Source organism: Frateuria sp. GZRe14 (assembly GCF_051900395.1).
In the GTDB taxonomy this organism is placed as follows: domain Bacteria; phylum Pseudomonadota; class Gammaproteobacteria; order Xanthomonadales; family Rhodanobacteraceae; genus Frateuria_A; species Frateuria_A edaphi.
Genome location: NZ_JBHZGJ010000001.1, coordinates 3,063,742 through 3,090,358, shown reverse-complemented (window position 1 = coordinate 3,090,358; position 26,617 = coordinate 3,063,742). Strand labels below are relative to the sequence as shown.

Annotated in this window: 19 protein-coding genes and 1 riboswitch; of the genes, 9 read left to right on the top strand and 10 right to left on the bottom strand. The window is 68.5% G+C overall.

Annotated features, from left to right (window positions below; translation table 11 throughout):
- Nucleotides 1–176 precede the first annotated feature (176 nt).
- From ACFWZ1_RS14085 to ACFWZ1_RS14070, 4 genes are all read left to right on the top strand, one after another.
- Nucleotides 177–1,064, top strand: coding sequence for an alpha/beta fold hydrolase (locus tag ACFWZ1_RS14085; RefSeq protein ID WP_439666844.1), 888 nt, complete (start codon nt 177–179; stop codon nt 1,062–1,064).
- Nucleotide 1,065: 1 nt separating this feature from the next.
- Nucleotides 1,066–3,537, top strand: a complete 2,472-nt coding sequence (locus ACFWZ1_RS14080) for an acyl-CoA dehydrogenase (protein ID WP_439666843.1) — start codon at nt 1,066–1,068, stop codon at nt 3,535–3,537.
- A gap of 390 nt (nt 3,538–3,927) precedes the next feature.
- Nucleotides 3,928–7,119 (top strand): TonB-dependent receptor, encoded by a 3,192-nt coding sequence (locus ACFWZ1_RS14075; protein ID WP_439666842.1) that lies wholly within the window; start codon nt 3,928–3,930, stop codon nt 7,117–7,119.
- A 108-nt stretch (nt 7,120–7,227) separates the two neighbouring features.
- Nucleotides 7,228–8,745: a tryptophan halogenase family protein gene (locus ACFWZ1_RS14070; protein WP_439666841.1), complete on the top strand. Its 1,518-nt coding sequence runs from the start codon at nt 7,228–7,230 to the stop codon at nt 8,743–8,745.
- A gap of 26 nt (nt 8,746–8,771) precedes the next feature.
- On the opposite strand, the gene ACFWZ1_RS14065 is transcribed toward ACFWZ1_RS14070, so the two are convergent.
- From ACFWZ1_RS14065 to ACFWZ1_RS14040, 6 genes are all read right to left on the bottom strand, one after another.
- Entirely contained in the window at nt 8,772–9,770 is a 999-nt protein-coding gene (locus tag ACFWZ1_RS14065; protein WP_439666840.1) for a diguanylate cyclase, read from the bottom strand.
- On the bottom strand, nt 9,767–10,318 hold the full coding sequence (locus ACFWZ1_RS14060) for a chemotaxis protein CheB (RefSeq protein WP_439666839.1): 552 nt from the start codon (nt 10,316–10,318) through the stop codon (nt 9,767–9,769). The genes ACFWZ1_RS14065 and ACFWZ1_RS14060 overlap by 4 nt, the downstream gene beginning before the upstream one ends.
- Nucleotides 10,319–10,325: 7 nt before the next feature.
- Nucleotides 10,326–11,180: a CheR family methyltransferase gene (locus tag ACFWZ1_RS14055; RefSeq protein WP_439666906.1), complete on the bottom strand. Its 855-nt coding sequence runs from the start codon at nt 11,178–11,180 to the stop codon at nt 10,326–10,328.
- An 11-nt stretch (nt 11,181–11,191) separates the two neighbouring features.
- On the bottom strand, nt 11,192–14,836 hold the full coding sequence (locus ACFWZ1_RS14050) for a response regulator (protein ID WP_439666838.1): 3,645 nt from the start codon (nt 14,834–14,836) through the stop codon (nt 11,192–11,194).
- An 83-nt stretch (nt 14,837–14,919) separates the two neighbouring features.
- Entirely contained in the window at nt 14,920–15,855 is a 936-nt protein-coding gene (locus tag ACFWZ1_RS14045) for a CPBP family intramembrane glutamic endopeptidase (protein ID WP_231321392.1), read from the bottom strand.
- A gap of 153 nt (nt 15,856–16,008) precedes the next feature.
- Nucleotides 16,009–17,610: a peptide chain release factor 3 gene (locus ACFWZ1_RS14040; protein ID WP_439666837.1), complete on the bottom strand. Its 1,602-nt coding sequence runs from the start codon at nt 17,608–17,610 to the stop codon at nt 16,009–16,011.
- Nucleotides 17,611–17,781: 171 nt separating this feature from the next.
- On the opposite strand from ACFWZ1_RS14040, the gene ACFWZ1_RS14035 reads away from it, so the two are divergent.
- Nucleotides 17,782–18,219: a hypothetical protein gene (locus ACFWZ1_RS14035; protein ID WP_439666836.1), complete on the top strand. Its 438-nt coding sequence runs from the start codon at nt 17,782–17,784 to the stop codon at nt 18,217–18,219.
- A 57-nt stretch (nt 18,220–18,276) separates the two neighbouring features.
- Here ACFWZ1_RS14035 and ACFWZ1_RS14030 read toward each other — a convergent pair whose 3' ends face one another.
- A complete protein-coding gene (locus ACFWZ1_RS14030) occupies nt 18,277–18,948 on the bottom strand; it encodes a M24 family metallopeptidase (protein WP_439666835.1) in 672 nt (223 codons plus the stop codon).
- 200 nt (nt 18,949–19,148) lie between these two features.
- Between ACFWZ1_RS14030 and ACFWZ1_RS14025 the strand changes: the two genes are divergently transcribed.
- Complete coding sequence (locus ACFWZ1_RS14025; protein ID WP_231321385.1) at nt 19,149–19,940, top strand: hypothetical protein; 792 nt, start codon at nt 19,149–19,151, stop codon at nt 19,938–19,940.
- Between the two features lie 58 nt (nt 19,941–19,998).
- Here the strand turns inward: ACFWZ1_RS14025 and ACFWZ1_RS14020 are convergent, their stop codons facing one another.
- A complete protein-coding gene (locus ACFWZ1_RS14020) occupies nt 19,999–20,715 on the bottom strand; it encodes a 2OG-Fe dioxygenase family protein (RefSeq protein ID WP_231321384.1) in 717 nt (238 codons plus the stop codon).
- A 203-nt stretch (nt 20,716–20,918) separates the two neighbouring features.
- A riboswitch (SAM riboswitch) is annotated at nt 20,919–21,033 on the top strand.
- Between the two features lie 79 nt (nt 21,034–21,112).
- Here ACFWZ1_RS14020 and metX point away from each other — a divergent pair.
- From metX to ACFWZ1_RS14005, 3 genes are read left to right on the top strand one after another with little or no spacing between them, the layout of a single operon-like run.
- The gene (gene metX / locus ACFWZ1_RS14015; RefSeq protein ID WP_439666834.1) at nt 21,113–22,126 is read left to right on the top strand and encodes a homoserine O-succinyltransferase MetX; all 1,014 of its coding nucleotides are present in this window, start codon (nt 21,113–21,115) and stop codon (nt 22,124–22,126) included.
- Nucleotides 22,127–22,146: 20 nt separating this feature from the next.
- A complete protein-coding gene (metB, locus tag ACFWZ1_RS14010; RefSeq protein ID WP_439666833.1) occupies nt 22,147–23,334 on the top strand; it encodes a cystathionine gamma-synthase in 1,188 nt (395 codons plus the stop codon).
- Complete coding sequence (locus ACFWZ1_RS14005) at nt 23,331–24,407, top strand: homoserine dehydrogenase (RefSeq protein WP_439666832.1); 1,077 nt, start codon at nt 23,331–23,333, stop codon at nt 24,405–24,407. The genes metB and ACFWZ1_RS14005 overlap by 4 nt, the downstream gene beginning before the upstream one ends.
- Nucleotides 24,408–24,548: 141 nt before the next feature.
- On the opposite strand, the gene ACFWZ1_RS14000 is transcribed toward ACFWZ1_RS14005, so the two are convergent.
- Nucleotides 24,549–24,794 carry a DUF6582 domain-containing protein gene (locus tag ACFWZ1_RS14000; RefSeq protein WP_231321380.1) on the bottom strand — a complete coding sequence of 82 codons (246 nt, stop codon included), beginning with the start codon at nt 24,792–24,794 and terminating at the stop codon, nt 24,549–24,551.
- A 153-nt stretch (nt 24,795–24,947) separates the two neighbouring features.
- On the bottom strand, nt 24,948–26,612 hold the full coding sequence (locus ACFWZ1_RS13995) for an APC family permease (RefSeq protein ID WP_231321378.1): 1,665 nt from the start codon (nt 26,610–26,612) through the stop codon (nt 24,948–24,950).
- Nucleotides 26,613–26,617 lie beyond the last annotated feature (5 nt).

The following is a 26,617-nucleotide window of genomic DNA, read 5'->3' as shown; positions in this document are numbered from 1 at the left end:
CTGCGCATGGTAGCGCTTGTGGGCAGGGCCGCGACAGGCGGGCGCGACAGTCGCCGCGGCCTTGTTGAAGCCCACCAGCGAGCGATGGTCCTGGCGTAAATGTGGCGGGAGCGGCGCCAAGTGGGATTCCGCAAGGAGCGCGGCAGTTGACCTCGCACGCGGGTCAAACCATACTCATGCGTATGTTTTCGAATGATCGCTTTTACTCCCCTGATGGCTTGCATCTGGCGGTTGAAACACGCAACGGTGCTGGCGAGCCACCGCTGCTGTTCGCGCATGGTTTCGGGCAGACCCGCGGCGCCTGGAACGGCGCGGCCGACGCGCTGGCGGCGCGGGGATGCCGCTGCGTGAGCTTCGACAGCCGCGGCCATGGCCAGAGCGGCCGCGTCGCTGGCGGCGATTACCACATGGACCAGTTCGCCAGCGACCTTCATGCGTTGGCGCTGGCGCAGCCGGAGCCGCCGATTCTGGTCGGCGCCTCGATGGGCGGCCTGCTGGGGCTGGTGCTGGCGGGCGAGGCCCGCCCGGCGCCGTTCCGCGCGCTGGTGCTGGTCGACATCACGCCGCGTTGGGAAGCCGCCGGAGTCGAACGCATCCTTGCCTTCATGCAGGCCCACCCGGACGGGTTCGCCGACTATGCCGAGGCGGCCGAACAGATCGCCGCCTACTTGCCGCAGCGACGCGAGCGCAAGAGCGAGGAACAGCTCAAGCCGCTGTTGCGCGAAGGCACGGACGGTCGCCTGCGCTGGCATTGGGATCCGGCAATGCTGGCGGGCGTGGTGCGGGAAAGCGAGCGCTACCAGCCGCGCCTGCTGGCCGCGGCGGCCCGCGTGGACGTACCGGTCCTGCTGCTCTCCGGGCAACGCAGCGACGTGGTGTCACGCGAAACCGTGGCCGAGTTCCTGAAACTGGTGCCGCACGCGCGCCATGTGGAGGTGCCCGGCGCCACGCACATGCTTGCCGGCGACGCCAATGACGCGTTTACGCGCGAAATCGCCGCTTTCATCGAAGATGTCTACCCGGACGGCGTCGCCCGCCCGACCATTCCGCAAGAGGTGCATTGACATGTCCGTGTTCCTGACCCTGCTGGCCGCGATCCTGGCGACCGGCGCCTGCGCCTACCACCGCACCAGCCTGCGGACCTGGGCTATCGCCACGGTGGCCGCCACGCTGGTGGTGGGCGTGTTGACCGGCGCCTGGGTGACGATGATCGTGCTGCTCGTCATCGAGCTGCTGATCGCCGTGCCGCTGCTGATGCCGGCCTTCCGTCGGCGCCAGGTCAGCGCGCCGCTTCTGAAGATGTTCGCCCGCGCCACGCCGACGCTTTCGGCCACCGAACAGACTGCGCTGGAGGCCGGCACGGTCGGTTTCGAGGGCGAGCTGTTCTCGGGCATGCCGGACTGGAAGCAACTGCTCAAGCAGCCGAAGCCCGAACTCAGCACCGAGGAGCAAGCCTTTCTCGACGGCCCGGTCGAACAACTTTGCGCGATGATCGACGACTGGCAGATCACCCACGAATTGGCGGACCTGCCGCCGGAGGTCTGGGCGTTCATCAAGAAGAACAAGTTCTTCGGGATGATCATTCCCAAGCAGTACGGCGGCCTGCAGTTCTCCGCGCTGGCGCATTCGGCGGTGCTGCAGAAGCTGTCGACGGCGTCGGCCACGGTGTCGTCCACGGTGGCCGTGCCGAACTCGCTGGGGCCGGCCGAACTGCTGCTGCACTACGGCACCGATGAGCAGAAGAACCATTACCTGCCGCGCCTGGCCGTCGGCGAAGAGATCCCCTGCTTCGCGTTGACCGGTCCCTACGCAGGCTCCGACGCCACCTCGATTCCCGATTACGGCATCGTCTGCAAGCAGATGGTCGACGGCGTCGAGACGCTGGGCGTGAAGCTCAACTTCGACAAGCGCTACATCACGCTTGCACCGATCGCCACGGTGATCGGTTTGGCCTTCCGCATGTACGACCCCGAGCGTCTGCTCGGCGAGACCGAGGACCTGGGCATCACGCTGGCGCTGCTGCCGCACACGACCCCGGGCCTGGAAGTCGGCCGCCGCCACTTCCCGCTCAACATCCCGTTCCAGAACGGTCCGGTGCGTGGCAAAGACGTGTTCGCGCCGCTGTCGACGATCATCGGCGGGCCGCAGATGGCTGGCCACGGCTGGCGCATGCTGGTCGAGGTGCTGTCGGTCGGCCGCGCCATCTCGCTGCCGTCGAACGCCACCGGCGCGATGCGCGCCTCGGCTGCGGCGACCGGCGCCTATGCGCGCATGCGCAAGCAGTTCGGCCTGGCGATCGCGCGTTTCGAGGGCGTGGAAGAGGCGCTGGCGCGCATCGGCGGCCTGACCTACGCCACCGCGGCACTCTCGCGCGCCACCGCGGCGGCGGTCGACCGCGGCGAGAAGCCCGCGGTGACCTCGGCCATCGCCAAGTACCACGCCACCGAATGGGCGCGCCAGGTCGCCAGCGACACGATGGACGTGCACGGCGGCAAGGCCGTACAGCTGGGCCCGAAGAACTACGCCGCGCGCGGCTGGGAGAGCGTGCCGATCGCGATCACCGTGGAAGGCGCGAACATCATGACGCGCAGCCTGATGATCTTCGGGCAGGGCGCGATCCGCTGTCATCCGTACGTGCTCAAGGAAATGCAGGCGCTCTCCATCGCCGACTACGGCGAGAAGCTGCGCACCTTCGACCGATTGCTCTTCGGCCACATCGGTTTCGGCATTTCCAACGCGGTGCGCAGCTTCGTGCTCGGCATCACCGGCGCGTCGATCGGCCAGGGCGCGGGCGACGCCTATACGCGCCGCTACTACCGCAAGCTCGATCGCTATTCGGCGGCGCTGGCCCTGTGCGCCGACGTGTTCATGGGCGTGCTGGGCGGCAAGCTGAAGTTCAAGGAAAAGCTTTCGGCGCGCCTGGGCGACGTGCTCTCCTACCTGTATATCGCCAGCAGCATGCTCAAGCGCTACGAGGACACCGGTCGCCCGGAAGCCGACCGTCCGCTGCTCGCCTGGGCCTTCCACGAGTGCATGTGGCGCACGCAGATGGCGCTGGACGGGGCGATCCGCAACTTCCCGGTCAAGCCGATCGGTTTCCTGCTGCGCGTGCTGGTGTTCCCGTTCGGCCGTCGCGAGGTGCCGCCGTCGGATCGCCTGGGCCGGCGCGTGGCCGCCATCCTGACCGCGCCGGGCGAGGCGCGCGACCGGCTGATCGACTGGGTCTATCTCACGCCCACGCCGAACAACACCATCGGCCGCATGAACGCACTGCTGCCTGACGTGATCGCCGCCGAGCCGGTCGAGCGCAAGTTCGGCAAGGCGCTCAAGGCCGGCCAGTTGCAGGCGCATGAGTACCAAGGCCAGCTGGCCGAGGCGGTGCGCGAAGGCGTGATCACCGAGGCCGAGGCCGCGCTGCTCAAGCGCGTGCACGAGGGCGTGTTCGAGTTCATTTCGGTGGACGATTTCGATCCGTCCGAACTGGGTGCGAAGGTGACCCGGTCCGACCACAAGCCGCGTTCGGTGGCGGTGGCCTGACGCGCCGGGGCGGGCCCAGCTCCTACCCCGGCCCTCCTTAAGCGGGCAGGTCAAAAAAAAGCGGCGACGAAGCCCTCCCTATCGGGGAGGGCTTTCCACGCAGCGCCCCATCCGGCCCGCGGCAGCAGGCCCGGCGGGACGCCATCCCTGACCGACTTCCGGCCCGCCGAACCGGGCGCGGCGCCGCCGTGCGTCCGCCGCGCATGCCTTGCTGTCTCGCAGCATTACATCGCCGGAAATTTAGGCTATGTTTCGGCGGTACCAGATTTAGATCGATCTAAACCGTCCGGGTCGAGAGCAGGTGGCAAGGCGGGCCAGGTCGAGCGCAAGGGGATGCAGTTGCAGTTGCTCTGAGTTTGTAACGATCCAAATTCTCTCGGGAGGGGAACCATGAAAAGCCCATTCGTGCCGGTCACGCTGTTGGCCGCGGCGGTTCTGGCGGCGCTTTATTGCGGCAACGTGCAGGCGCAGACGCAGGACCAGCAGAACCAGTCCCAGCAGGGTCAGTCCCCGCAGGGCCAGGCCGACACCGGCAAAGGCGCGAAGGCGCAGCCGGACCAGGCCGTATCGCTCTCGAAGGTCCAGGTCACCGGCTACCGCTACTCGATCGAGAAGAGCCTCGACCAGAAGCGCGAGGCCAATGCGATCGTCGAGGTGGTCACCGCCGAGGACGTCAGCAAGTTCCCCGACAAGAACGTGGCCGATGCCCTGCAGCGCGTGCCCGGCGTGATCATTTCGCGCGATGGCGGCGAGGGCAAGAACGTCAGCGTCCGCGGCCTGTCCTCGGAGCTGACGCTGACCGAATTGAACGGCAACTACGTCGCCACGGCCGAGTCCAACGGTGACCCGACGCGCTCGTTCAACTACACGCTGCTGCCGTCGAACATGCTTTCCAGCGCCGAGCTGTTCAAGACGCCTGAAGCACGCATCGACGAGGGCGGCATCGGCGGCACCGTGATCCTGCATACGCGACGCCCGTTGGAAATGGAGGCGAACAGCGGCTTCGTTTCCGCCGAAGGTACCTGGGCTGACACGACCAAGAAGACGGACGGGCAGTTCTCCGGCCAGTACTCCTGGCACGACAAGGACGAGCGCTTCGGCTTCCTCGTCGGCTACACCAGCCAGAAGCGCACCACGCGCACCATGGGCGCGAGCACCGAGAACTGGCAGTGGTACGGCGACGACTACGACGCGCACCCGGCCACCGACGTCAACGGCAAGCCCTCCGGCATGACCTCCTACTGGTGGGGCCAGTCCGGCTTCAACGACCAGAACCATCCCTACACCGGCACCTTCCAGGACGGCTGGCCCACGGAGTGCGGGTACTACTGCAACTTCATGATGCCGACCTCGGTGAACCTCAACGTCACCAACGAGAACCGCGAGCGCAAGGGCGGGCAGGTGACCCTGCAGTTCCGGCCGGTCGACAACCTCACGCTGACGGCCAACTACTTCCGCTTCGACCTGTCGCAGGATTCCCAGACCAACACGCTGAAGATCCCGGAATGGAACCTCGCCCGCTATGCCGGCGATGGCAACTGGCCGGGCGGGCGCATGCTCGACGGACTGACCTTCGACCCCAGCGGCACCATCGTCACCGGCGCCAACTACTCGTTGCATCCGGGCAAGGCCTATTACTGCAGCGGTGACGAGGCGGCCGCGGGCGGATTGACCAATACCGGCGGCTTCGGTCCCGACGACTGCTCCATCCCGACTCCGCAGATCACCGGCAGCTACAACCACGAGAGCGCGCTGTCGCAGACCGCGGACCTCGGCGCCGAGTGGGTCGGCGAATCCTTCGAGGCCAGCGTCAAGGCCGGCCGCACCTGGGCCACCGGTGGCCCGCAGCTGCAGATCTCGGTGCCGATCAAGCCGCGCCGCCAGAACGCGACCGGCGACTACGACCTCGGCAACACCATGAGCTCCTGGAGCCTGGCCGGCACGCCGACGATGAGCTTCTCGCCGGAGTTGATGGCGAACCTTCTGAACGGCATCGGCGAGGTGGATCTCGGCTCGACCGGCTCCTCGTGGACCCGCAACGAAACCCGGCAGAAGTACGCCCAGGCCGACTTCACCTGGCACGCCTACGGCGACTGGATGGACTCGCTGCAGTTCGGCGTGAAGTACCGCAACGGCGGCACCCACCGCAGCACGGGCAACAACTACTGGGTCTGCCAGGGCACGGATCCGACCGATTACGACAACCGCTTCCAGAACGGCTGCGATCCCACCGCCTCGGTGTTCCAGCCGCAGTTCCTGTACGGACAGCCGCTCGGCAACCTCGCCGGCGGCATCAACGCCAGTTCGTTCCCGGCGATCAACTACCCCGCCTACGTTGCCTACCTCAACCAGAACTACGGGGAGATGCAGACGCGCAACGAGGACAACTTCATCTACAACGTAGGCGAGAAGATCTACTCGGGGTACGTGCAGCTCAACTTCAAGACCGAGCGCCTGCGCGGCAACGTCGGCGTGCGCCTGGCGCGCACCCGGCAGCATGCCGACTCGACGGATCAGGTCGATTACTACAACGACTACTTCTTCGACGGCCCCGATGGCAATCCGGCGCCCTGTCAGACCGGCAACCTGCCGGCGGCCGGCGCGCCCGACGGTTCCGGTTGCGTCAGCGGCTTCACCACGCTGCCGGACAGCCAGACCAACCCGGCCACCGGGCACGTGTCCTCGTTCGTGGTCAGCTCGCTCGACCGCACCTACACCGACGTGCTGCCCAGCTTCAATGTCGCCTACGACCTGACCGACGACCTGGTGCTGCGCGGCGCCGCCTCGAAGGTGATCTCGCGCCCGGGCTACAACGACATCGCCTCCCCTGGCGGTCTGCAGTACTACAGCCAGGAATACGTCAACGACCGTCGCCTGATCGGCGGCGGCGACGAGGTCGGCTGGTACGGCGCGGGCAGCAACAAGCAGCTGGAGCCGTACAAGGCGACCCAGTACGACGTCGGCGCGGAGTGGTACTTCCATCCCGGCTCGGTGCTCGGCATCGACGTGTTCCGCAAGGACGTCAGCAACTTCTCGGTGCCGGTGGTGCAGGACGTGTCCCTGGACGTCGGCGGCGAGAACGTGACGGTGCAGAACTACTCGACCACCGCCGGCGGCCGCGACGGCGTGTCCAAGGGCGTCGAACTGTACGCGCAGCACACGCTGGACTTCGGCCTCGGCTTCCAGGTCAATTACACCTACAACAAGACCAACGAGGCGGCGATCACCCTGGAGGACGGCACCGAGATCGGCAAGTCGCCGCTGGTCGGGAGCGCGAAGAACCAGGCCAACTTCACGGTGTTCTACGAGACCGAGCGGTTCCTGGCGCGGGCTTCCTACAACCGTCGTGGCGAGGTGGTGGATGGCCTGGTCAACGGCCTGAACGTCTACGAGGAGCCTTACCAGCAGATCGACCTGAACGCCGCGTACAACATCACCAAGGCGTTCAGCGTCACCGCGTCGGTGCTCAACCTCACCAAGGAGGAGTCGCGCTCGCACCTGGGCAACGACACCAAGGCCCGCTTCTACTCCAACGGCTACGCTGGCCGCATCGTGTACATGGGCCTGACGTACAAGTTCTAGGAAGGCCTTGCCCCGTGCCGCAAGGCACGGGAACCTTCCAACGGCAGTCGCCTGTACTCCCCCGGCACTGCCGTTTTTCTTATGCGCATCTCACTCCGGGTAGCAGCGATGGACGACAACCGCATCCGCACCATCGTCGTCGTGGGCGGCGGCAGCGCCGGCTGGACGGCCGCGGCGGCGCTGGCCACCTACCTGGGCAAGGGCGCCCGCGTCCGCCTGGTGGAATCGGAGGAGATCGGCATCGTCGGGGTGGGCGAATCCACCGTCCCGTTCATGAAAACCTTCAACGCCCAGGTGCTCGGCATCCGCGAGGCGGAATTCGTCGCGCGGACGCAAGGCACGTTCAAGCTCGGCATCCAGTTCAACGATTGGGGCCGCATTGGCGACAGTTACGTGCACGGCTTCGGCACGATCGGCCGTTCGCTGGGGCCGCTGCCGTTCCACCAGTACTGGCTCAAGCTGTTCCTCGCAGGCCGCGCCCCGGACATCGGCGCGTTCTCGCTGCCGACCGTCGCGGCACCGCAGGACAGGTTCACGGCCGACGTGGCCGACGCGCCGCCAGGCTCGCCGCTGGCGGACATCGCCTACGGCTACCAGTTCGATGCGGGACTGTATGCGCGCTACCTGCGCGAGCTGGCCGAACGCCGGGGCGTGCAGCGGATCGAAGGCCGCATCGTCGACGTCGTCCAGCGCGGCGATGACGGTTTCGTCGAAGCGGTGGTGCTCCAGGGCGGCGAGCGGATCGAGGGCGAGCTGTTCGTGGATTGCTCGGGCTTCCGCGGCCTGCTGATCGAAAAGACCGTGAAGGCCGGTTACGAAGACTGGAGCCGATGGCTGCCCTGCGACCGCGCGATGGTCGTGGCCTGCGAGAGCGCCGGGCCGTTGACGCCGTACACGCGCGTGACCGCGCGCGCGGCGGGCTGGCAGTGGCGCATCCCGTTGCAGCACCGCACCGGCAACGGCTACGTGTATTCCAGCGGGCACATCAGCGACGACGAAGCGGCAGCGACCCTGCTCGGGACCCTGGACGGCAAGGCGCTGGGCGATCCGCGCCCACTGCGTTTCACCCCCGGCAGGCGCAGCCGGTTCTGGGACAGGAACGTCGTGGCGGTCGGGCTGGCCGGTGGCTTCATGGAGCCGCTCGAATCGACCGCCATCTACCTGGCCCAGTCGGGCATCCAGCGCCTGCTCGGACTATTCCCGACGCGCGGGTTCGACCCGATGCTGGCCGATCGCTTCAATCGCGAGTCGGTGTTCGAGCATGAACGCGTGCGCGACTTCCTGGCGCTCCATTACCACGCGACCGAACGCGACGACACGCCGTTCTGGGACCACTGCCGCACGATGGCCATTCCCGACCCGCTGCGCGAGACGATCGAGCTTTTCCGTACCGACGGCCGCTATTTCCGCAACGGCGAGGATTTCTTCGCGTTGCCGAGCTGGGTCCAGGTCATGCTTGGCCAGCGCATCGTGCCGCGCGGCTACCATCCCATCGTCGATGAGGTGCCCGAGACCGACCTGGTTGCGTTCGTCGAGCGCGTGCGTCGGACCATCGCCGCGGGCGCCGAAGCCATGCCGTCGCACCAGGACTACATCGACGCGCACTGCCGGGCCGCCACGGCCTGACATCCCATCCTGGCGCCAACGATGCGTCAGTCCGCCAGCACGCAGCGGTTCTTGCCGCCTTCCTTGGCCCGGTAAAGCGCCCGGTCGGCGGCCTGGATCAACGCCTCGTCGCTTGCCACCTGCGCGCTCCACGGCGCCACGCCGATACTCGCGCTGACACGGGCCTCGAAGGCCCCCTGCGGCGACACCAGCGGGTAGGCCTCGGCCAGGCTGGTGCCCAGTTCCTCGCAGCGGCGAAGCAGCACCGGAAGCTCCCCCATCTCGCCCACGATCAGGGCGAATTCGTCGCCGCCCAATCGCGCCACCGTGTCGCCCGCGCGCAGATTGAGCTTCAGCCGCGCCGCGATCGCCTGCAGCAGCGCGTCGCCGGCGGGATGGCCGTAGCGGTCGTTCACGCCCTTGAAGCCGTCGATATCCAGCAACACCAGCGCGAAGCCCGGCCCACCCTCGACCGCATGGGCAAGCGCGGCGCCGAGGCGGTCATGGAACAGCACGCGGTTGGGCAGGCCGGTCAGCATGTCGTGGGTCGCCTGGTGGCGCACCTGCGCCTCGACGCGCTCGCGCTCGGCGATCTCCTGCTGCAACTGGTGGTTGCGCTCGGAAAGTTCCTCCAGCGTCTGCTCCAGCTTCACGCGCGCGCCGTAGAGCTCCAGGAACACGCGCACCTTCGACTGCAGGATCACGTCGTTGATCGGCTTGGCGACGTAGTCCACCGCGCCGGAGCGATAGCCCTTGAGCCGGTTGAGATCGTCCGCATAGGCGGCGGTGACGAAGATGATCGGCGTCTCGTGCATCTGGTCGGCCTCGGTCAGCAGCGAGGCCACCTCGAAGCCGTCCATGTCCGGCATGTTGACGTCCAGCAGGATCAGCGCGAACTCGTGGTCCAGGCACAGCGCGAGCGCCTCGTTGCCGCTGCCGGCCTCGTACAGGTCCGCGCCGGCGTGGGCCAGCAGGCGGCGCATCGCCACCAGGTTGGCCGGGGTGTCGTCGACCACCAGGATCTTCGGTCGCGTCGTGTCGTTCATTCGCGGTGAGCCAGTTCGTTGAGCAGCGGCGCGATCCGCGCCAGGGGCAGGCAGTGATCGGCGCCGGCCTGGTCGAGCGCGGCTTGCGGCATCGCCGACGCGAGCGCCTCGGCCGGATCCTGCACGATGGCCAGGCCGCCGGCCTGGCGGATGCGCATCAGGCCCTTCGCGCCGTCAGGGCTGGCGCCGGTCAGCATCACGCCGGCCAGGCCGGCACCATAGGCATCCGCGGCGCTCTCGAAAAGCACGTCGATCGAGGGACGCGAGTAATGCACCGGCTCGTCTACCGAATAGGCGAAACAACGGTCGCGCTCGATCAGCAGATGATAACCGGCCGGGGCCAGGTGGATCGTTCCCGCCTCGACGGGCCAGCGCTCGCGCGCCTCGCGCACCGGCAGCCGCGCGTACCGCGCCAGCAGCGGTCCGAGCAGGCCGGTGCCCGGCTCGGCGCTGTGGCTGCAGACGATCACCGGCAGCGGGAGCGGCGGCGCGAGTGCGCGCAGCAGAGGCTCGAGCGCGCCCAGGCCGCCGGCCGAACAGCCGATCACGATCGCCTCAAGCCGCGCCATCGGAAGCGGAAAACACGTTGCGGCGGTAGATGCGCAGGTCGGCGTCGAGCGCCGTGAAATCGGCGGCGCTGGGCGCGAAGTCCAGGCTCTCGCGCAGTCCCAGGCAGAGGAAGCCGCCGCGCACCAGGCTGTCGCGGAACAGCCCCAGCACCCGGTCCTGCAGCGGGTTGGCGAAGTAGATCAGCACGTTGCGGCAGAGCACCAGCTGCGCCTCGCAGAACACCTTGTCGGTGACCAGGTTGTGGTTGGCGAAGCTGACGTTGCGGCGCAGGCGCTGGTCGAGCTTGATGAACTCGTAGCGCGCGCTGTAGTAGTCGGCCAGCGAATGGCGGCCGCCGGCCTCCTGGTAGTTGCGCGACCAGGCCTGCGCGGCGCGAACCGGGTAGATGCCCTCCTGCGCGCGCCTGAGCGCGGCCGGGTTGAAGTCGGTGGCATAGATCTGGCAACGGTCGTAGAGGCCTTCTTCTTCGAGCAGGATGGCGAGCGAGTACACCTCCTGCCCGCTGGCGCAACCGGCCTGCCAGATGTTGATGCGCGGCCAGGAGGCGAGCAGCGGCAGCACCTGCTCGCGCAGCGCGCGGAACACCGGCGGGTCGCGGAACATGTCCGAGACCGGTACGGACAGGCCCTCGATCACCTCGAACACGAACTCCGGTTCATGCAGCAGCCGGCCGGTCAGCGCGCTGATCGTGCCGGTGTCGTGCGCGTGCACCAGCTGGCGCACGCGCCGCCGCAGCGAGGCGGGCGCGTAATGGCCGAAGTCGTAGCCGTGGCGCTGGCGCAGCGCGCGCACGAACAGCTCCAGTTCGATGTCCTCCAGCGCGGGATCGATCCGGTCCATCGCCTGGGCGCTCAGTGTGGCAGCCACACGCGCAGCAGCGAGGCGAGCTTGTCGATGTCCACCGGCTTGGAGAGGTAATCGCTGGCGCCGGCCTCCAGGCATTTCTCGCGGTCGCCGCGCATCGCCTTGGCGGTCAGCGCGATGATCGGCAGATCAACGAATTCGTCCTGTGCACGGATCGCGCGCATCGTCTCGTAGCCGTCCATGCCGGGCATCATGATGTCCATCAGCACCAGTTCGGTGGACGGATTGTCTTCCAGTGCCTTGAGCGCCTTGTGGCCGTCCTGCGCCATGGTCACCGCAAGGCCCCAGCCGCGCATCACCTTCGACAGTGCGAACAGGTTGCGCATGTCGTCATCCACCAGCAGCACGCGGCGGCCCTTCAGTTCCTCGCCCGGGGGCGGTTGTTCCGCGGCGCGGCGCGGTGCGTGCTGGATCGAATGCAGGAACAGGCTGACCTCGTCCAGCAGCCGTTCGGGCGAGCGGGCGCCCTTGACCACGATGGCATCGGTGTACTGGCGCAGCTTGAGGTTTTCCTCGCGGCTGAGGTCGCGGCCGGAATAGATCACCACCGGCGGCACGCCCGCGGGCGTGGCGGCCAGGTGTTCGAGCAGCTCCATGCCCGACATGCCGGGCAGGCCCAGGTCCAGCACGATGCAGTCGTACTTCGCCTCGCCGGTCATGCGCAGCGCGGCTTCGGCCGAATCGGCCTCGTCGATCTCCACCCCTTCGCCCCGGAGCATGGAACGCACGGCGGTGCGCGAGGCGGCATCGTCGTCCACCACCAGCAGCCGGCGCGTCTTGCCTTCGGCAAAGTGCAGCAGGCGTTCGAACGCCGCGTTGATCGCCTCGCGGCTGACCGGCTTGGTGAGGAAGCCGACGGCGCCCAGCTCCCGGCCCCGGCCGGCCTCGTCGATGGCGGAGATGAAATGCACCGGGATGTGCCGCGTGGCGTCGTCGGTCTTCAGGCGCTCCATGACCGTCCAGCCGTCCATGCCGGGCAGCATCACGTCCAGCAGCACGCCGGTGGGGCGATATTCGCGCGCCAGCGCCAGGCCGCTCTCGCCGTCGGCGGCGGCCAGCACGCGGTGGCCGTTGCGACGGATCATGTCGGCCAGGATGCGGGCGAACGCGGGGTCGTCCTCGATCAGCAGGATGACCGTGTCGCCGGGCGCCAGCCGGTCGCGGTCGTCCTCGATCGCCTCGGGCAACAACGCGCTGGTATGGGTGCGTGGCGCCGGTGCGGGCGCATGCGCGGACGTTGCCGGGGCGGGCGGGATGGCGACGGACGGGGCGGTTTCCGGCAGCAGCACGGTGAACGTGCTGCCTTCGCCGGGGGTGCTGCACAGCACGACGTCGCCGCCCAGCAGCGCAGCGATGCGCGTGCAGATCGCCAGGCCCAGACCGGTGCCGCCGTACTGGCGGCTGGTCCCTGCGTCGACCTGCTCGAACGCCTGGAAGATGCGCTCGAACTTCTCCGCCGGAATGCCGATGCCCGTGTCGCTCACCTCGATCGCCACCAGCGGCTGGCCGAGCAGGGCGGGGGGAACGCGGGTCTCCGGGCCCGGGTGGCCGATGCGCACCCGCACGCCGCCGCGGGCGGTGAACTTGAACGCGTTGCCGAGCAGGTTGTTGGCCACCTGTTCCAGTCGCGCGCTGTCGGTGTGCAGCGCCGGCGGCATGCCTTCGTCCACCTGCACCTCGAAGGCCAGGCCTTTTTCCTGCGCCACGTGCGCGAAGGTGCGCTTGAGCGCGCGTGCGAACACCGCCAGCGGCAATTCGTCGATGACCAGCTCCATCTTGCCGGCCTCGATCTTGGACAGGTCCAGGATGTCGTTGATCAACCGCAGCAGGTTTGCGCCTGCGTCGTGGATGATCCGCGCCGACTCGATCTGCTCCTCGTCCAGGTTGCCGCCGTCGTTGTCGGCCAGGCTGCGCGAGAGGATCAGCAGGCTGTTGAGCGGAGTGCGCAACTCGTGCGACATGTTGGCCAGGAAGTCGGACTTGTACTGGCTGGCGCGCTCCAGTTCGAGCGCCTTCTGTGCGGTCTCGCGCTGCAGCGCTTCGAGCGCCTGCTTCTGCTGCTTGAGGATGTCGCCCTTCTCGCGCAGTTCCTCGTTGGACGCCTGCAGCTCCTCGGTCTGCACGCGCAGTTCTTCTTCGGAGACGGTCAGGCGCTGGGACTGTTCCTCCAGCTCGCGCGTCTTGGCCTGCAAGGCGGCGTTGGCATCGCGCAGGCCCTGTTGCTGCCGGCGCAGCGCTTCCTCGGAGCGGCGCAGGTGGTCAGCCTGCTCGCGGGTCTGCTCGAGCAGATCCTGCGTGGCGATGGCGCGGGTCAGGTTTTCCTGGGTGAGCGCGACGATCGGCAGCAGCTCCTCCAGGAATTCGCGGCACAACGGCGTCAGCGGTTTGAAGCTTGCCAGCTCCAGCACGCCGACCAGGCGCTCGCGGAACAGTACGGGCAGGATCAACACGTGCCCGGGCGAGGCCTCGCCGGCGGCCGAATGGATGCGCAGATAGCGCTCGGGCACCTCGTCCAGCGCGATCGGCTTGCGCTCGATCACGCACTGCCCGACCAGGCCCTCACCGGGCACGTAGGCTTCGGCAGGGTTCCATGACTGGCGCAGGCCGTAGCTGCCGAGCAGGTCCAGCCGTTCGCTTGCGGCGTCGTAGCCGTAATAGAGCGCAACCCCGGACTGGGTCAGCGGCGCCAGTTCGCTGGCGAGCGCAGCGCCGAAGTCGCGGTGCGTGCCAAGCTGCTGCAGGCGCTGGACCAGTCGCGAGATCTCGCTCTTGACCCAGTTCTGCTCGCTCGAGCCGATCGCCATCCGCTTGAACACTTCCAGTGCACGCGCGATCTGGCCGATTTCGTCGCGCCGGCCCTGGCGGGTGATCGTGACCGAGTGGTCGTGCGCCGCCAGGCGGGACATCAGGGTGGTCATCTGGTGCAGCGGCCGGGTGATGATGCGCCGGGTGAGCTCCAGTACGTAGGCCCCGTAGAGCAGCGAGAGCGCGGCGGCCAGCGCGTTGAACACCCGCATGAGGTCCAGCGTCCGCTGCAGCCGCGCGTTGCGTTCGGCCAGCAGCGCCTCCTCGGTGCCCGCCATCTGGGCCAGCACGCCGGTCACGTCCGGCGCGGTGACGGTGCGGTGGGCGAAGAAGTCCTGCTGGATGCGCTCGCGCGCCCCGGCGTCGATCCTGCCGCGGCTGGCCGGGGTGACCACGTAGGCGACGATCTCGCGCTGCCAGCGTGTCGCCAGCACCTCCGCGCGGTCGAGCCTGGCTTGCTGCAGCGGGTTGTCGGTGGTCAGCGTACGCAGCAGCCTGAACCCGGAGGCCAGGCTGCGGCCGCCCTTCTCGAATCCGGCCAGCTCCGCGCTGCTCTGCGTCAGCATGTAGCCGCGGGCCCCGATCTGCGCGGTCAGCATGGCGTCCTTGACCGAATCGATGGCGAGCAATACCCGGTAGGTGTGCTCGGTCCACCGTCGATTGACCGTCTGCTCCTGCAGCGAGTAGAGCGTGGCCAGGTTGGCGAGCAGGAACACCAGCAGCAGCGGGCCGATCACCAGCAGCATCTTGCGCTGCACCGGCAGGTGCGCCAGCCAGGAATGACGGGAGGGACCGGGCTGGAAATCGTCGGGTACTGCTGCCGGCATGCGTATGTCGCCGTGGTTGCGGAGGGCCGTGGAGTGCTTGCCGCCACGACCTCGTGGTGCCTGCCGCCGGCGATGGAACCAGATTAGCTGCCCGGGGTGGGCATGGGTAGGGAACCCGAACGCGGTTCGGTCCCCTGGCGGCGCCAGCCGGGCGGCACGATCAGGCCGCGTCGCAGCGCCACTGCCAGCAGCATGGCGGACACCAGCGTGCACAGCACGAGCGCGACCACCGACGCCTCGGCGCCGAACACGCCGCCGCTCAGCCAGTCCGGCCCGCTGCGGGTGGATACCAGCCAGCCATCCGCCCGGGTGCCCGATACGGGAATGCCGTAGACCGTGCCCTGCATGAAGTTCCAGGCCGCGTGCAGGCCCATGCAGATCCACAGCGAACGGGTCACCAGGTAGATCAGTCCGAACAGGATGCCGGCCTCGATGGCGATCGCCAGGCCGGCCCACAGCGTGGCGCCCGGGTTGTTCAGATGCGCGGCCCCGAAGAACAAGGCCGACACCAGCAGCGCGATCCAGCTGCCCAGGCCTTCCTCGACGATCCGGTAGAGCACGCCGCGGCAGATGATCTCCTCGCCGATGCCGGCGCCCAGGCCTACCGTCAGTGCCGCGAGCATCCAGTGCGCTTCCGGGTTGGTGCCGATGATCCGGTAACTGCCGAGCAGCCACAGGCTGCCGACGACGGCGCTGAACAGCAGCGCGCCCGCGGCCAGGCCGAGCGCGCCCTCAGGCGCGAGGCGCCGCAGCGCCAGTTCGCGCACCGGCCGGCGCTCGATCAGCTTGACCAGCACCAGGTAGGCAAGCAGCGGCGCCACGGCCCGGAAGCCAAGCTCGCGCAGGCCCTTGGCGACGGGGCTCTCGGCCGGCCCGTGCGGAACGAGCCCGAACAACATGCTGGCGGCGACCAGCAGCGCGGTGAAGAACACCAGCCGGGCGACCGGCGAGAACACCAGCCAGCGCTGCCAGCTCGGGGCCTGGATGGGCGTGACAAAGGCGAGACGGTAACCGTGCATGCAATTTCCCCTGGTTGGAGGGCGCACGCTAGCAGCGCGCGCGGCGCCATCCCAGTGGAGGAGGTCACGCGGGGCGTTCTGCAGGAATGCACCCCTGCGCGACCGCGAGGCAGGCTGGTCGCCGCGCAGGTGCGCTACTGCAGGGAGCGCGGGTTACACCTCGACCGAAGCCGCATGCTCGCGCGTGGCCGAGAAGCGCACCTTCGGCCAGCGCTCCTGCGCCAGCTGCAGGTTGACCCGCGAGGGGGCCAGGTACACCAGCTCGCCGGCCGCGTCGATGCCGAGGTTCATCGCGTTCTTCTCGCGGAATTCCTCCAGCATCTTCGGATCGTCGCAATGCACCCAGCGTGCGGTCGCCACGCCGACCGTATCGAACGAGGCATCCACGCCGTACTCGTCCTTCAGCCGGTAGGCCACCACGTCGAACTGCAGCACGCCGACCGCGCCCAGGACCAGGTCGTTGCTCATCAGCGGACGGAAGAACTGCGTGGCGCCTTCCTCCGACAGCTGTGCCAGGCCCTTCTGCAGCGCCTTCATCTTGAGCGGGTCGCGCAGGCGCGCGCGGCGGAACAGCTCCGGCGCGAAGTTGGGGATACCGGTGAAGTGCACCGGCTCGCCTTCGGTGAAGGTGTCACCGATGGAGATCGTGCCGTGGTTGTGCAGGCCGATCACGTCGCCGGGATAGGCGCTCTCGACGATCTCGCGGTCGCTCGCCATGAAGGTCAGCGCATTGGCGAGGCGCACTTCCTTGCCGGTGCGCGTCTGCATCATCTTCATGCCGGCGGTGTAGGTGCCCGAGCACACGCGCATGAAGGCCACGCGGTCGCGGTGCGCCGGGTCCATGTTGGCCTGGATCTTGAAGACGAAGCCGGTGAGCTTCTCCTCCTCGGGCGTTACCGCGCGGCCGAGCGTGCCGCGGGGGCGCGGGCTCGGCGCGTGCTCGACGAAGAAATCCAGCAACAGCTGCACGCCGAAGTTGTTCACCGCCGAGCCGAAAAACACCGGGGTGAGCTTGCCGGCGAGGTAATCCTCCAGCACGAACGGGTTGGAGGCGCCTTGCACCAGCTCCAGCTCGTCGCGCAGTTCGGCCAGCATGTCGGCGCCCACCGCGGCCTCCAGACCGGGCGCGTCCAGACCCTTGAAGATGGTCGAGTCCTGCCGCGTGAAGTTCTTGCCCGGCTCGTAGACGTGCACCTCGTCCAGCAGCAGGTGGTAGACGCCCTTCAGGCGCTTGCCCATGCCGATCGGCCAGGTCACCGGCGTGCAGGCGATGCCGAGCACCGACTCGACCTCGTCGAGCAGTTCGATCGGCGAGCGCCCCTCGCGGTCGAGCTTGTTGATGAAGGTCATGATCGGCGTGTCGCGCAGGCGGCACACCTCCATCAGCTTGATCGTGCGCTCCTCCACGCCCTTGGCGCAGTCGATCACCATCAGCGCCGAGTCCACCGCGGTGAGCACGCGGTAGGTGTCTTCGGAGAAGTCCGCGTGGCCCGGGGTGTCGAGCAGGTTGACGATCTTGCCCTCGTAGGGGAACTGCATCACCGAGGAGGTGACCGAGATGCCGCGCTCCTTCTCCAGCGCCATCCAGTCGGACGTCGCATGGCGCGCGGCCTTGCGGCCCTTGACGCTGCCCGCCATCTGGATCGCACCGCCGAACAGCAGCAGCTTTTCGGTCAGGGTGGTCTTGCCGGCGTCAGGGTGGCTGACGATGGCGAAGGTGCGGCGGCGGCGGGTTTCTTGGGCGTGCGAGGACATGCGGGCGGTCGGAGCGGGAGTCGAACCGCGCATTGTAGCCGGATCGGCCCGGCTGCCTGCCGGAAGCCCCATCGGTCACGACGCGCGGTTCACACGTGCGCAACAGCGCGCAGGCGTAGCGTCGCCCGCGCGCCGCATCCGCGTGCGCGCCCCCATCGAAGGAGGTGGGCCATGAAACGTGTCGCCATGCTGTTCGCGTCGTTGATGCTGTTCGCGGTGATGGGTACGACGTTAGCCCAGGAGGCCAAGCCCTACAGGGAGGGGCCGGTCAGGGAGGTCAGCTTCATCAAGATCAAGCCCGGCCAGTTCAACAACTACATGAAGTACCTGGACGGCCCCTACAAGGCGGCGATGGAGGCCAGCAAGAAGGCCGGCTTGATCATGGGCTATTCGGTCTACGAGGCGCAGCCACGGACGCCGCAGGACGCGGATCTGATCCTGGCCGTCACCTACCCGAACATGGCGGCGCTCGATCGCACCGACGAGGCCGATGCCATCCGCGCCAAGGTAATGGGTTCGCTGGAGGCACAGGACAAGGGGATGATGGACCGCGAGTCGATGCGCGAGCTGCTCGGCAGCCAACTGATCCGCGAACTCATCCTGAAATAGCGATGCCACGCCCTGGCATGGGTGAGGCCCTTCGCCGGCGGCGAGGGGCCTTTTGCATCACGGCGCCAAGTGCTCCACGCCGAGCAGGTCCTCGTAGAACGCGCCGAACGGCTCGCTGGGGTGGGCGATCTGGATCTCCAGCACCCACAACCCCGGCGAGGGCGCGCCGTCCAGCGTGCCGAGATCGCCGCCCTTGTGCACCGAATGCGGGAAGTCGCCCAGGCGGTGGCCCTTGATCGCATGGTTGAAGCGCCAGCCCATCGCCTGCGCGCGTTCGCTCGCGAAGTCGTAGAGCGCCTTGCCGCTCAGGCCGTCGCTGCGCCAGGCGCGGGCCACCTCGTCGAACAACGTACGGGCGGCGTCGGCGCAGGCCTGCCGCTCCGGCGCGTGGCCGACGACGAAGGTGTCGCCGACGTCGCCTTCATGGCCGTCGAACACCAGCCCGAGGTCGATGAAGTAGCTGTCGTTCTCGGCCAGGCGCACGTTCGGATCGGAGCGCTGGCGATAGGTCTTGGTGGTGTTCGCGCCGATGCGGATGATCACCGGATGCCACAGGCGCTCCATGCCGAGGCCGCGGAAAACGTCGAGCGCCTCATGGCGCGCTTCGTCCTCGCCGATCCCCACGCGCATGCGCTCGCGAATGCCGTGGAGCGCGGCCCATGTCTGCGCGCGGGCATGCTGCATGCGGACGGGATCGAAGCGGGTGCCGACGGCTTCGCGGTCAGTCATGGGCGAGGGCTCCGGAGTGGGAGCTGCATCATCGCAAGCGGGCCGCCCGGATGCAGCAAGGCTCGGCTCGCTTGCGCATAACACGTTCTTGATGCGGCGTTGGGCTTGCCGAGCGTAGCGTTCGCCGGCCGGGTTCGGATGGCGGTCGAAGGGGCGGGCAGAGGAAGCGCCGGCGCGATCAACTTCCGGGAGTATCGGCCATGAAAACCTCAACGCTCGCCGGCATGCTGGCGGTTTTGCTGCTGCCCGCTGCCGCGTTTGCGCAGAACGCCATCGACGGCACCTGGAAGATCGACATGAACAAGGTCCATCTTCCGACCAAGCCCGACGTGCTCGTGCTCAAGGACGGCATGTTCCATTGCAAGACCTGCGTGCCGCCAATCGACGTGAAGGCCGACGGCACCGACCAGCCGGTCAGCGGCCACCCCTACTTCGATTCGATCGCGGTGAACGTGGTGGACGAGCACACGGTCAAGGAGACCGACAAGAAGAACGGCAAGGTGGTCGCCACCGAGACGACGACGGTGGCACCGGACGGCAAGAGCGCCACTTTCCAGTTCAGCGACAGCAGCGCCAGCCACAGCGCCCCGGTCACCGGCAAGGGCAGCATGACCCGCGTGGCCGCAGGGCCCGCCGGTTCGCACGCGCTGTCCGGCTCGTGGCGTACCAGGCACATCGACAACATGTCGGACAACGCGCTGACGATGACCTTCAAGCAGGATGGCGACATGCTGAGCATGAGCAGCCCGACCGGACAGTCCTACTCGGCCAGGCTCGATGGTACCGACGCGCCGTTCAAGGGCGATCCCGGCGTGGACAGCGTCAGCGTACGCAAGACCGGCAAACACAGCTATGTGGAAACCGACAAGCGCGACGGCAAGGTGGTGAGCGTCGCGACGATGACCCTGCACGCGGACGGCAGGACCATGGATGTCGCAGTCGACAACAAGTTGCGCGGCGCGACGATGTCGTTCGTCGCGATGAAGCAGTAGCCGGCAAGGCGGGCTCGGCACGCGCCGCCCCGCCCGGCCGCTCGCTGCGGGGCTAACGTCAGCCGCCGGCTGCATCCGCGCGGAAGGTCACCACCAACACGTCGCGATGGGCGGGCAGGGCCGGATCCTTCGGCGTCACCGCAGTGACGCCGTGGAACACGCGCGCGTCGTCCACCAGCGCGGCATCGAACGGATGGACGAGGGTGAAGCTGCCCAGCAGATGGCCGTCGGCGGCGTGGATGGTGGTGGTGCCGCTTTCGATATTGCTGCGGTCGACCAGCAGCACCAGCACGTAGTCCACGCCGTCGCGGTGCACGCCCTCGGGCGTGGGCTCGCCCGCCTCGCCGGCGCGCGCCTCGATGCGGAACTGGTGCACTTCCAGATGCCAGCGGGCCACTTGCGGTGCGAGCGCGCCGAAGAAGTGGTGGCAGAAGTCCAGGATGCGGCGAAGGCTCGGACCATCGGCATGGATCGGCTCGAACCAGCGCTCGATGTCGCCCTGGAGCGTGTTGTAGGTCTTGCTCTGGTAGTGCGGCTGATGCGCCTCGCGGTGGACGCCTTGCGCGTCGGCCGAGAACACCGCGTGGCGGCGGCGCCGATGGCGGCCGGTCGAGGCCAGGTAGGCATCCGGGGCGAGGTCGTTCCAACTGGCGGTGAAATCCTGCCAGTCGGGCAGGGAGGCCGCATCGAGCAGGACGCGCATGGCGTCGGCGGCGGCGAAAGCGAAGCCATCCTGGCGAAGCTGCTCGTGCAGCGCGGGAAGTGCAGCGGTCATGTCCGGGGTGGGCGGGGAGGGGGCATCAGCATACGCCCGATCTCGAGCCGTCTCCGTCCGGGAAGGTGGCAATGGCATACGCCCGGTCTCGATCCGCCTCCGGAAGGAGGGCGCGCTCGGTCGTGTCATCGTGTTGAAGTAAAGGACATCCAGACGTCTAAACGGCTATTGACAGTTCGCCCGATCAAGTCCCAGAATCGTCCCACTCATCGAGACCGGCGGAGGGATAGGCCCTTTGATGCCGGGGCAACCTGCGGGAAGCGTTCCCGCGACGGTGCCAAATCCTGCGGGGCGCGTGGCGCCGCCGAGAGATGGGCGTGATTCGTCGCCGACGTGCAACCGTCGGCGGGGGATGGCGACCTTTCCGGTTCCCGCAGGCGATGCCACGGAGAACCGCATGACCGCCCAGCCGCTGCCCCTGCCCGTATCGCCCGCCGCCGAACCGCCTCGGGTGGACGCCCGAGCAGGTGGACTCACCGCCCAGCGCAGCACGCGACGGCTGACCCTTTCGCCCAAGTACGGCACCGGCGCGCGCGCGGTCGACGTTCGCTACCTCTGGTGCGGCGCCGCCGACGCGCCGACGGTGATCGTGCAGGGCGGCATCTCGGCCAGCCGTGACGTCACCGCCTTCGACGGTTCGGCCGGCTGGTGGCAGGCGCTGGTCGATGCCGGCGCCGCGGTCGACCTGGACCGTTGTCGCGTGCTCTCGATCGACTGGCTCGCGCCGGCCGATCTGGGTGTCGAGGCGATCTCCAGCGAAGACCAGGCCGACGCGCTTGCCGCGCTGCTCGACGCGCTGGGCATCCACCGCGCGCATGCTTTCGTCGGCGCCTCCTACGGCGCGATGGTGGCGCTGGCCTTTGCCGCCCGTCATCCGCGCGCGCTGGACCGGCTGGTCGTGCTGGCCGGCGCCCACCGCCCGCACCCGCTGGCGTCGGCCCAGCGCAGCGTGCAGCGCGGCATCGTGCGGCTGGGCCTCGCGAGCGGGCAGGCGCAGGAGGCGCTCGGCCTGGCGCGCCAGCTTGCGGTCACCACCTACCGCGGCCGGGAGGAATTCGGCCGCCGGTTCGCCGGTGCGCCGGAATTCCGCGAGGGCCGGTTCCGCCTGCCGGTAGAGGACTACCTGGAGCACCAGGGCCGACGCTTCATCGAGCGCTTCGATGCCGGCCGCTTCCTCGCGCTGTCCGAATCGATCGACCTGCACGACGTCACGCCCGAGCGCATTCCCACGCCTGCCACGCTGGTCGGCTTCGCCTCCGACCTGCTGGTGCCGCTGGCCGACCTGTGCGAACTGCAGCGGCGCCTGCATGGCCCCACCACGCTGGAAGTCCTTGAGTCGCCCTATGGGCACGACGGCTTCCTCAAGGAAACCCACCAGCTCGCGCCGTTGCTGCGCGCGGCGCTGGCCTGACACCCCACGGAGCATTCCCCATGAGCGAATCGGCCCCCTGTACCCGCGCCGTGCGCGCCGGCATCGAAACCGACACGCAACACGGCGCGATCGTGCCGCCGCTGCACCTGTCGACCAACTACAGCTTCGACGGACTGGGCGGCAAGCGGCCCTATGACTACTCGCGCAGCGGCAATCCCACGCGCGACCTGCTGGGCCATGCGCTGGCCGACCTGGAGCTGGGCGCCGGCGCGGTAGTGACGGCCAGCGGCATGGCGGCGGTCGCGCTGGCGCTGGAGCTGGTACCGGCCGGCGGCCTCGTACTTGCGGCGCACGACTGCTATGGCGGCACCTGGCGGCTACTCGATGCGTGGGCGAAGAAGGGCCGCTTCGAGCTGGCCTTCGCCGATCTCACCGACGCCGCCACACTGGCCGCGGGCCTGGCGCGTAAGCCGGCGCTGGTATGGGTGGAGACGCCCTCCAACCCGCTGCTGCGGATCACCGACATCCGCCACGTCGCGCAGGCTGCGCACGCCGTCGGCGCGCTGCTGGTGGTGGACAACACCTTCCTCTCGCCGGCGTTGCAACAGCCGCTGGCGCTTGGCGCGGACGTGGTGGTGCACTCCACCACCAAGTACATCAATGGCCACAGCGACGTGGTCGGTGGGGCGGTGGTGGCGCGTGATGCCGCCGTGGCCGACCAGCTGAAGTGGTGGGGCAACTGCCTGGGCCTGACCGGCGCGCCGTTCGACAGCTTCCTCACCCTCCGCGGTCTGCGCACGCTGGCGGTGCGCCTGCGCCAGCACCAGGAAAATGCGCAGCGCATCGCCGAGTACCTGGCGATGCACCCGGCGGTGCGCGCGGTGCACTACCCCGGGCTGCCGGGCCACTCTGGGCATGCGCTGGCGGCGCGCCAGCAGCAGGGTTTCGGTGCCATGCTGAGCTTCGAACTGGCCGGCGACCCGGCGAGCGTCGCCGCGCTGGTCGATGGGCTGGAGTTCTTCTCGCTGGCCGAATCGCTCGGTGGCGTGGAGAGCCTGATCGCGCATCCCGCTTCGATGACCCACGCCGCGATGGCGCCGGAGGCACGCCGCAACGCCGGCATCGCCGACGCGCTGCTGCGCGTCTCGGTGGGCATCGAGGACGGCGACGACCTGCTGCTCGACCTCGCGCGCGCGCTCGACCGCGCGGCGGACGTGCAGCCGTCCAAACGCCGGGTGAGCGCATGAGCGCGGTACTGGCCGATTGTCCGCAGCCATCCCCTGCCATCGCCGTGGTGCTGCTGGGCACGGGTGTGGTCGGCGGCGCGTTGCTCAAGCTGCTCGATACGCCGGCGGCGGCGGCGCTCCGGCTGGTCGGCGCAGCCAACTCGCGGCGCCAGCAGACCGACCCGCGGCGGCTTGCGCAACGCAACCTGCGCGAGCAGCTGCGCGGCGAGGGCGGACCGCGCGATGACGCGGCGTTGTTCGCCGCGCTGGATGCCAGCGGCGCGCCGGTCAGGGTGATCGTCGACGCCACGGCCAGTGCGGTGCTCGCCGCGCGGCATGCGACGTGGCTGGCGCAGGGTTACCACGTCGTCACCGCGAACAAGGCGTTGGCCGGTGGAGAACTGGCCGGCTGGCGCGCGCTGCAGGCGGCGCTCGCCCACGGCGCGTGCTACGGCGACGCGGCCACCGTCGGCGCGGGGCTGCCGGTGCTTTCCACCCTGCGCCGGCTGCGGGGCTGCGGCGACAGCCTGCTCACGCTGGAGGGCGTGTTCTCCGGTTCCTTGTCGTACCTGTTCAACCAGTACGACGGCAGCCGCCCATTCTCTGCACTGCTGGCCGAAGCGCGCGCGCTCGGCTATACCGAACCCGATCCCCGCTCGGACCTGTCCGGCGAAGACGTCGCGCGCAAGTTGCTGATCCTCGCCCGCCATGCCGGCTTTGCGCTGGGCAGCGAGGAGGTGGAGGTGGAAAGCCTGGTGCCGCCTGCGCTGCGCGAGCTGGACACCGCCGCGTTCCTCGATCGGCTGTCCGAGCTCGACGCGCCACTGGCCGAGCGCCACGCGCAGGCGGCCTCGCGCGGGAACGTGCTGCGATTCCTGGCTCGTCTCGACCAGCGCGGCCGCGCGCGCGTCGGACTGGTCGAGGTGTCGCCCACGCATCCGTCCGCGCGGCTGTACGGCACCGACAACCAGTTCGCCCTCACCACCACCCGCTACAACACCCAGCCCTTGGTGATCCAGGGCCCGGGGGCGGGGCCGGAAGTCACCGCGCAAGCGTTGCTTGGCGATGCCCTGGCGTTGGCGCGAGGGAGCTAGGTGGCGGGCGATCACGGGGCCGACACCGGCTCATGCCGCGTGGGGTCGCGCCATTCGATCCGGCCACTTCATGGCTACAGGCGAACCGGGCTTGCCGCGGGAGGACCTCTCGCCTGGCCCCGCGCGCCGGGATGACCGTCATCAGGACTTCTTGCCCAGCTCCCGCCAGCTCTTTTCGCTCACCTCGACGTCGAACTTCTTCGCCGCCGCCTTGATGCGTTTCCATGCCTCGTCGCGGTCGTCGTCGCTGACGCCCTTGACCTGGTCGAAACGCGCAATGGCGTTGCGAACGTGGCTGGCGTCCTCCAGCGGCTCCTTGCGCTGGTCGGGGAAGGCGAAACTGCCGCGGGACAGGTCGTCCCGTTTGTCGCTATCGAGCTCTGCCATCGGAATGCTCCACAGGTGGTGCCCCGCGAGGGGTGACGCGGAATGTTGTCGCGTCCCCCGTAAGCCATGCGTATGGAGGGTGTGAGCGCTGCCTTGCGGCAATAAAAAACGCGCGGCTTGTCGCCGCGCGTTCGGTGGTGTTGCCGGTGCAGGTCAGTGGCCGGTGATCTTCTCGGCTTCTTCCTCGTCCGGCGGGATCTGCAGCGCATCGGGATGCTGCGCCGCCTGCTCGCGCTCGGCCTCGATCGCCGGCGTGCGCCAGCCCGACGCCACGCCCCACAGGTAGAACACCAGGCCGATCACGCCGACCACGGCGAGGTCGTAGCCGTAGGGGATGTAGTCCAGGCCGCCGAACTTGGCGCTGCCGACCTTCGACACCGCCGCCAGCGTGATCAGGTAGGCGATCAGCCACCACGCGCCCTTCAGGTGCCGGCCGAACTCGTGCCAGCCGTGCTTGGCCGTGTAGTAGAAGTAGACCGGAAGCGCGACCACCATCAGCAGGATGATTTCGCCGGTCAGCGGCCACTTGGCCCAGTACAGCAGTTCGGCGGACATGATGAAGGCGATGCCGGCAATGATCGGCAGGCCGGCAAGCCGGAACGGGCGGTGCAGTTCCGGCGCAGTGCGGCGCAGGGTCATCACGCTGACCGGCCCGGTCAGGTACGAAATGATCGTCGCCACGGAGATCACCGCGGCCAGCGAGTCCCAGCCGCGGAAGAAGAACAGGAACAGGAACGACACCACCAGGTTCAGCCACATCGCCGGGCGCGGCACGCCGGACTTCGGATCGATGCTGCCGAAGATGCGCGGCAGCGTGCCGTTGCGCTCCATGCCGTAGATCATGCGGGCGGTGGTGGCGGTGTAGGTCATGCCGGTGCCGCTGGGGCTGACGAAAGCGTCGGCATAGAGCAGGATCGCCAGCCAGTTGAGGTTGACCAGTACCGCCAGTTCGGCGAACGGCGAGCTGAAGTTGATGCCCCTCCAGCCGGCCTGGGCCAGCAGGTCCGGCGGCACCGCGCCGAGATAGGCGATCTGCAGCAGCACGTAGACCACGGTGGCCAGCAGGATCGCGCCGATGATCGCGAACGGGATGCTGCGCCCCGGGTTGCGTGCCTCGCCGGCCAGGTTCACCGGGCTCTGGAAGCCGTTGAAGCTGAACACGATGCCGGCGGTGGCCACCGCGGTGAGGATCGCCGCGAAATCGTTGGCGTGGCTGCCGCCGGTCGCGCCGACCTCGAGGTTCTCGCTATGGAAGCCGCTGGCGATCAGCGCGACGCCGGTGGCGGCCGGGATGATCAGCTTGACCAGCGTGATCAGGCTGTTGGAGCGGGCGAACAGCTTGACGCTCCAGTAGTTGAGCAGGAAGTACACGATCACCAGCACGCCGGCGATCGCCACGCCCAACTGGCTGAGCTCGCCATGCTGGCCGGGCACGGCGTGGTAGAGATCCTGCGCCCATTGCCACTTCCAGCCGGCCATGTACTGCACCGAGGCTTCCGCCTCGACCGGGATCACCGAGACGATCGCGATCCAGTTGGCCCATGCCGCGATGAAGCCGACCAGCGAGCCATGCGAATAATGGCCGTAGCGCACCATGCCGCCCGACTCGGGAAACATCGCCCCCAGCTCCGCGTAGGTCAGCGCGATGGACAGGATGATTGCCGCGCCGAGCACCCAGGCCCAGATCGCGCCGGGACCGGCGAGCTTGGCGGCGTTCCACGCACCGAACAGCCAGCCCGAGCCGATGATCGAGCCCAGGCCGGTGAACATGAGCGCGAAAGGACCGACGTCACGCCGGATGGAAGTCTGGTTCGCCATCGAGG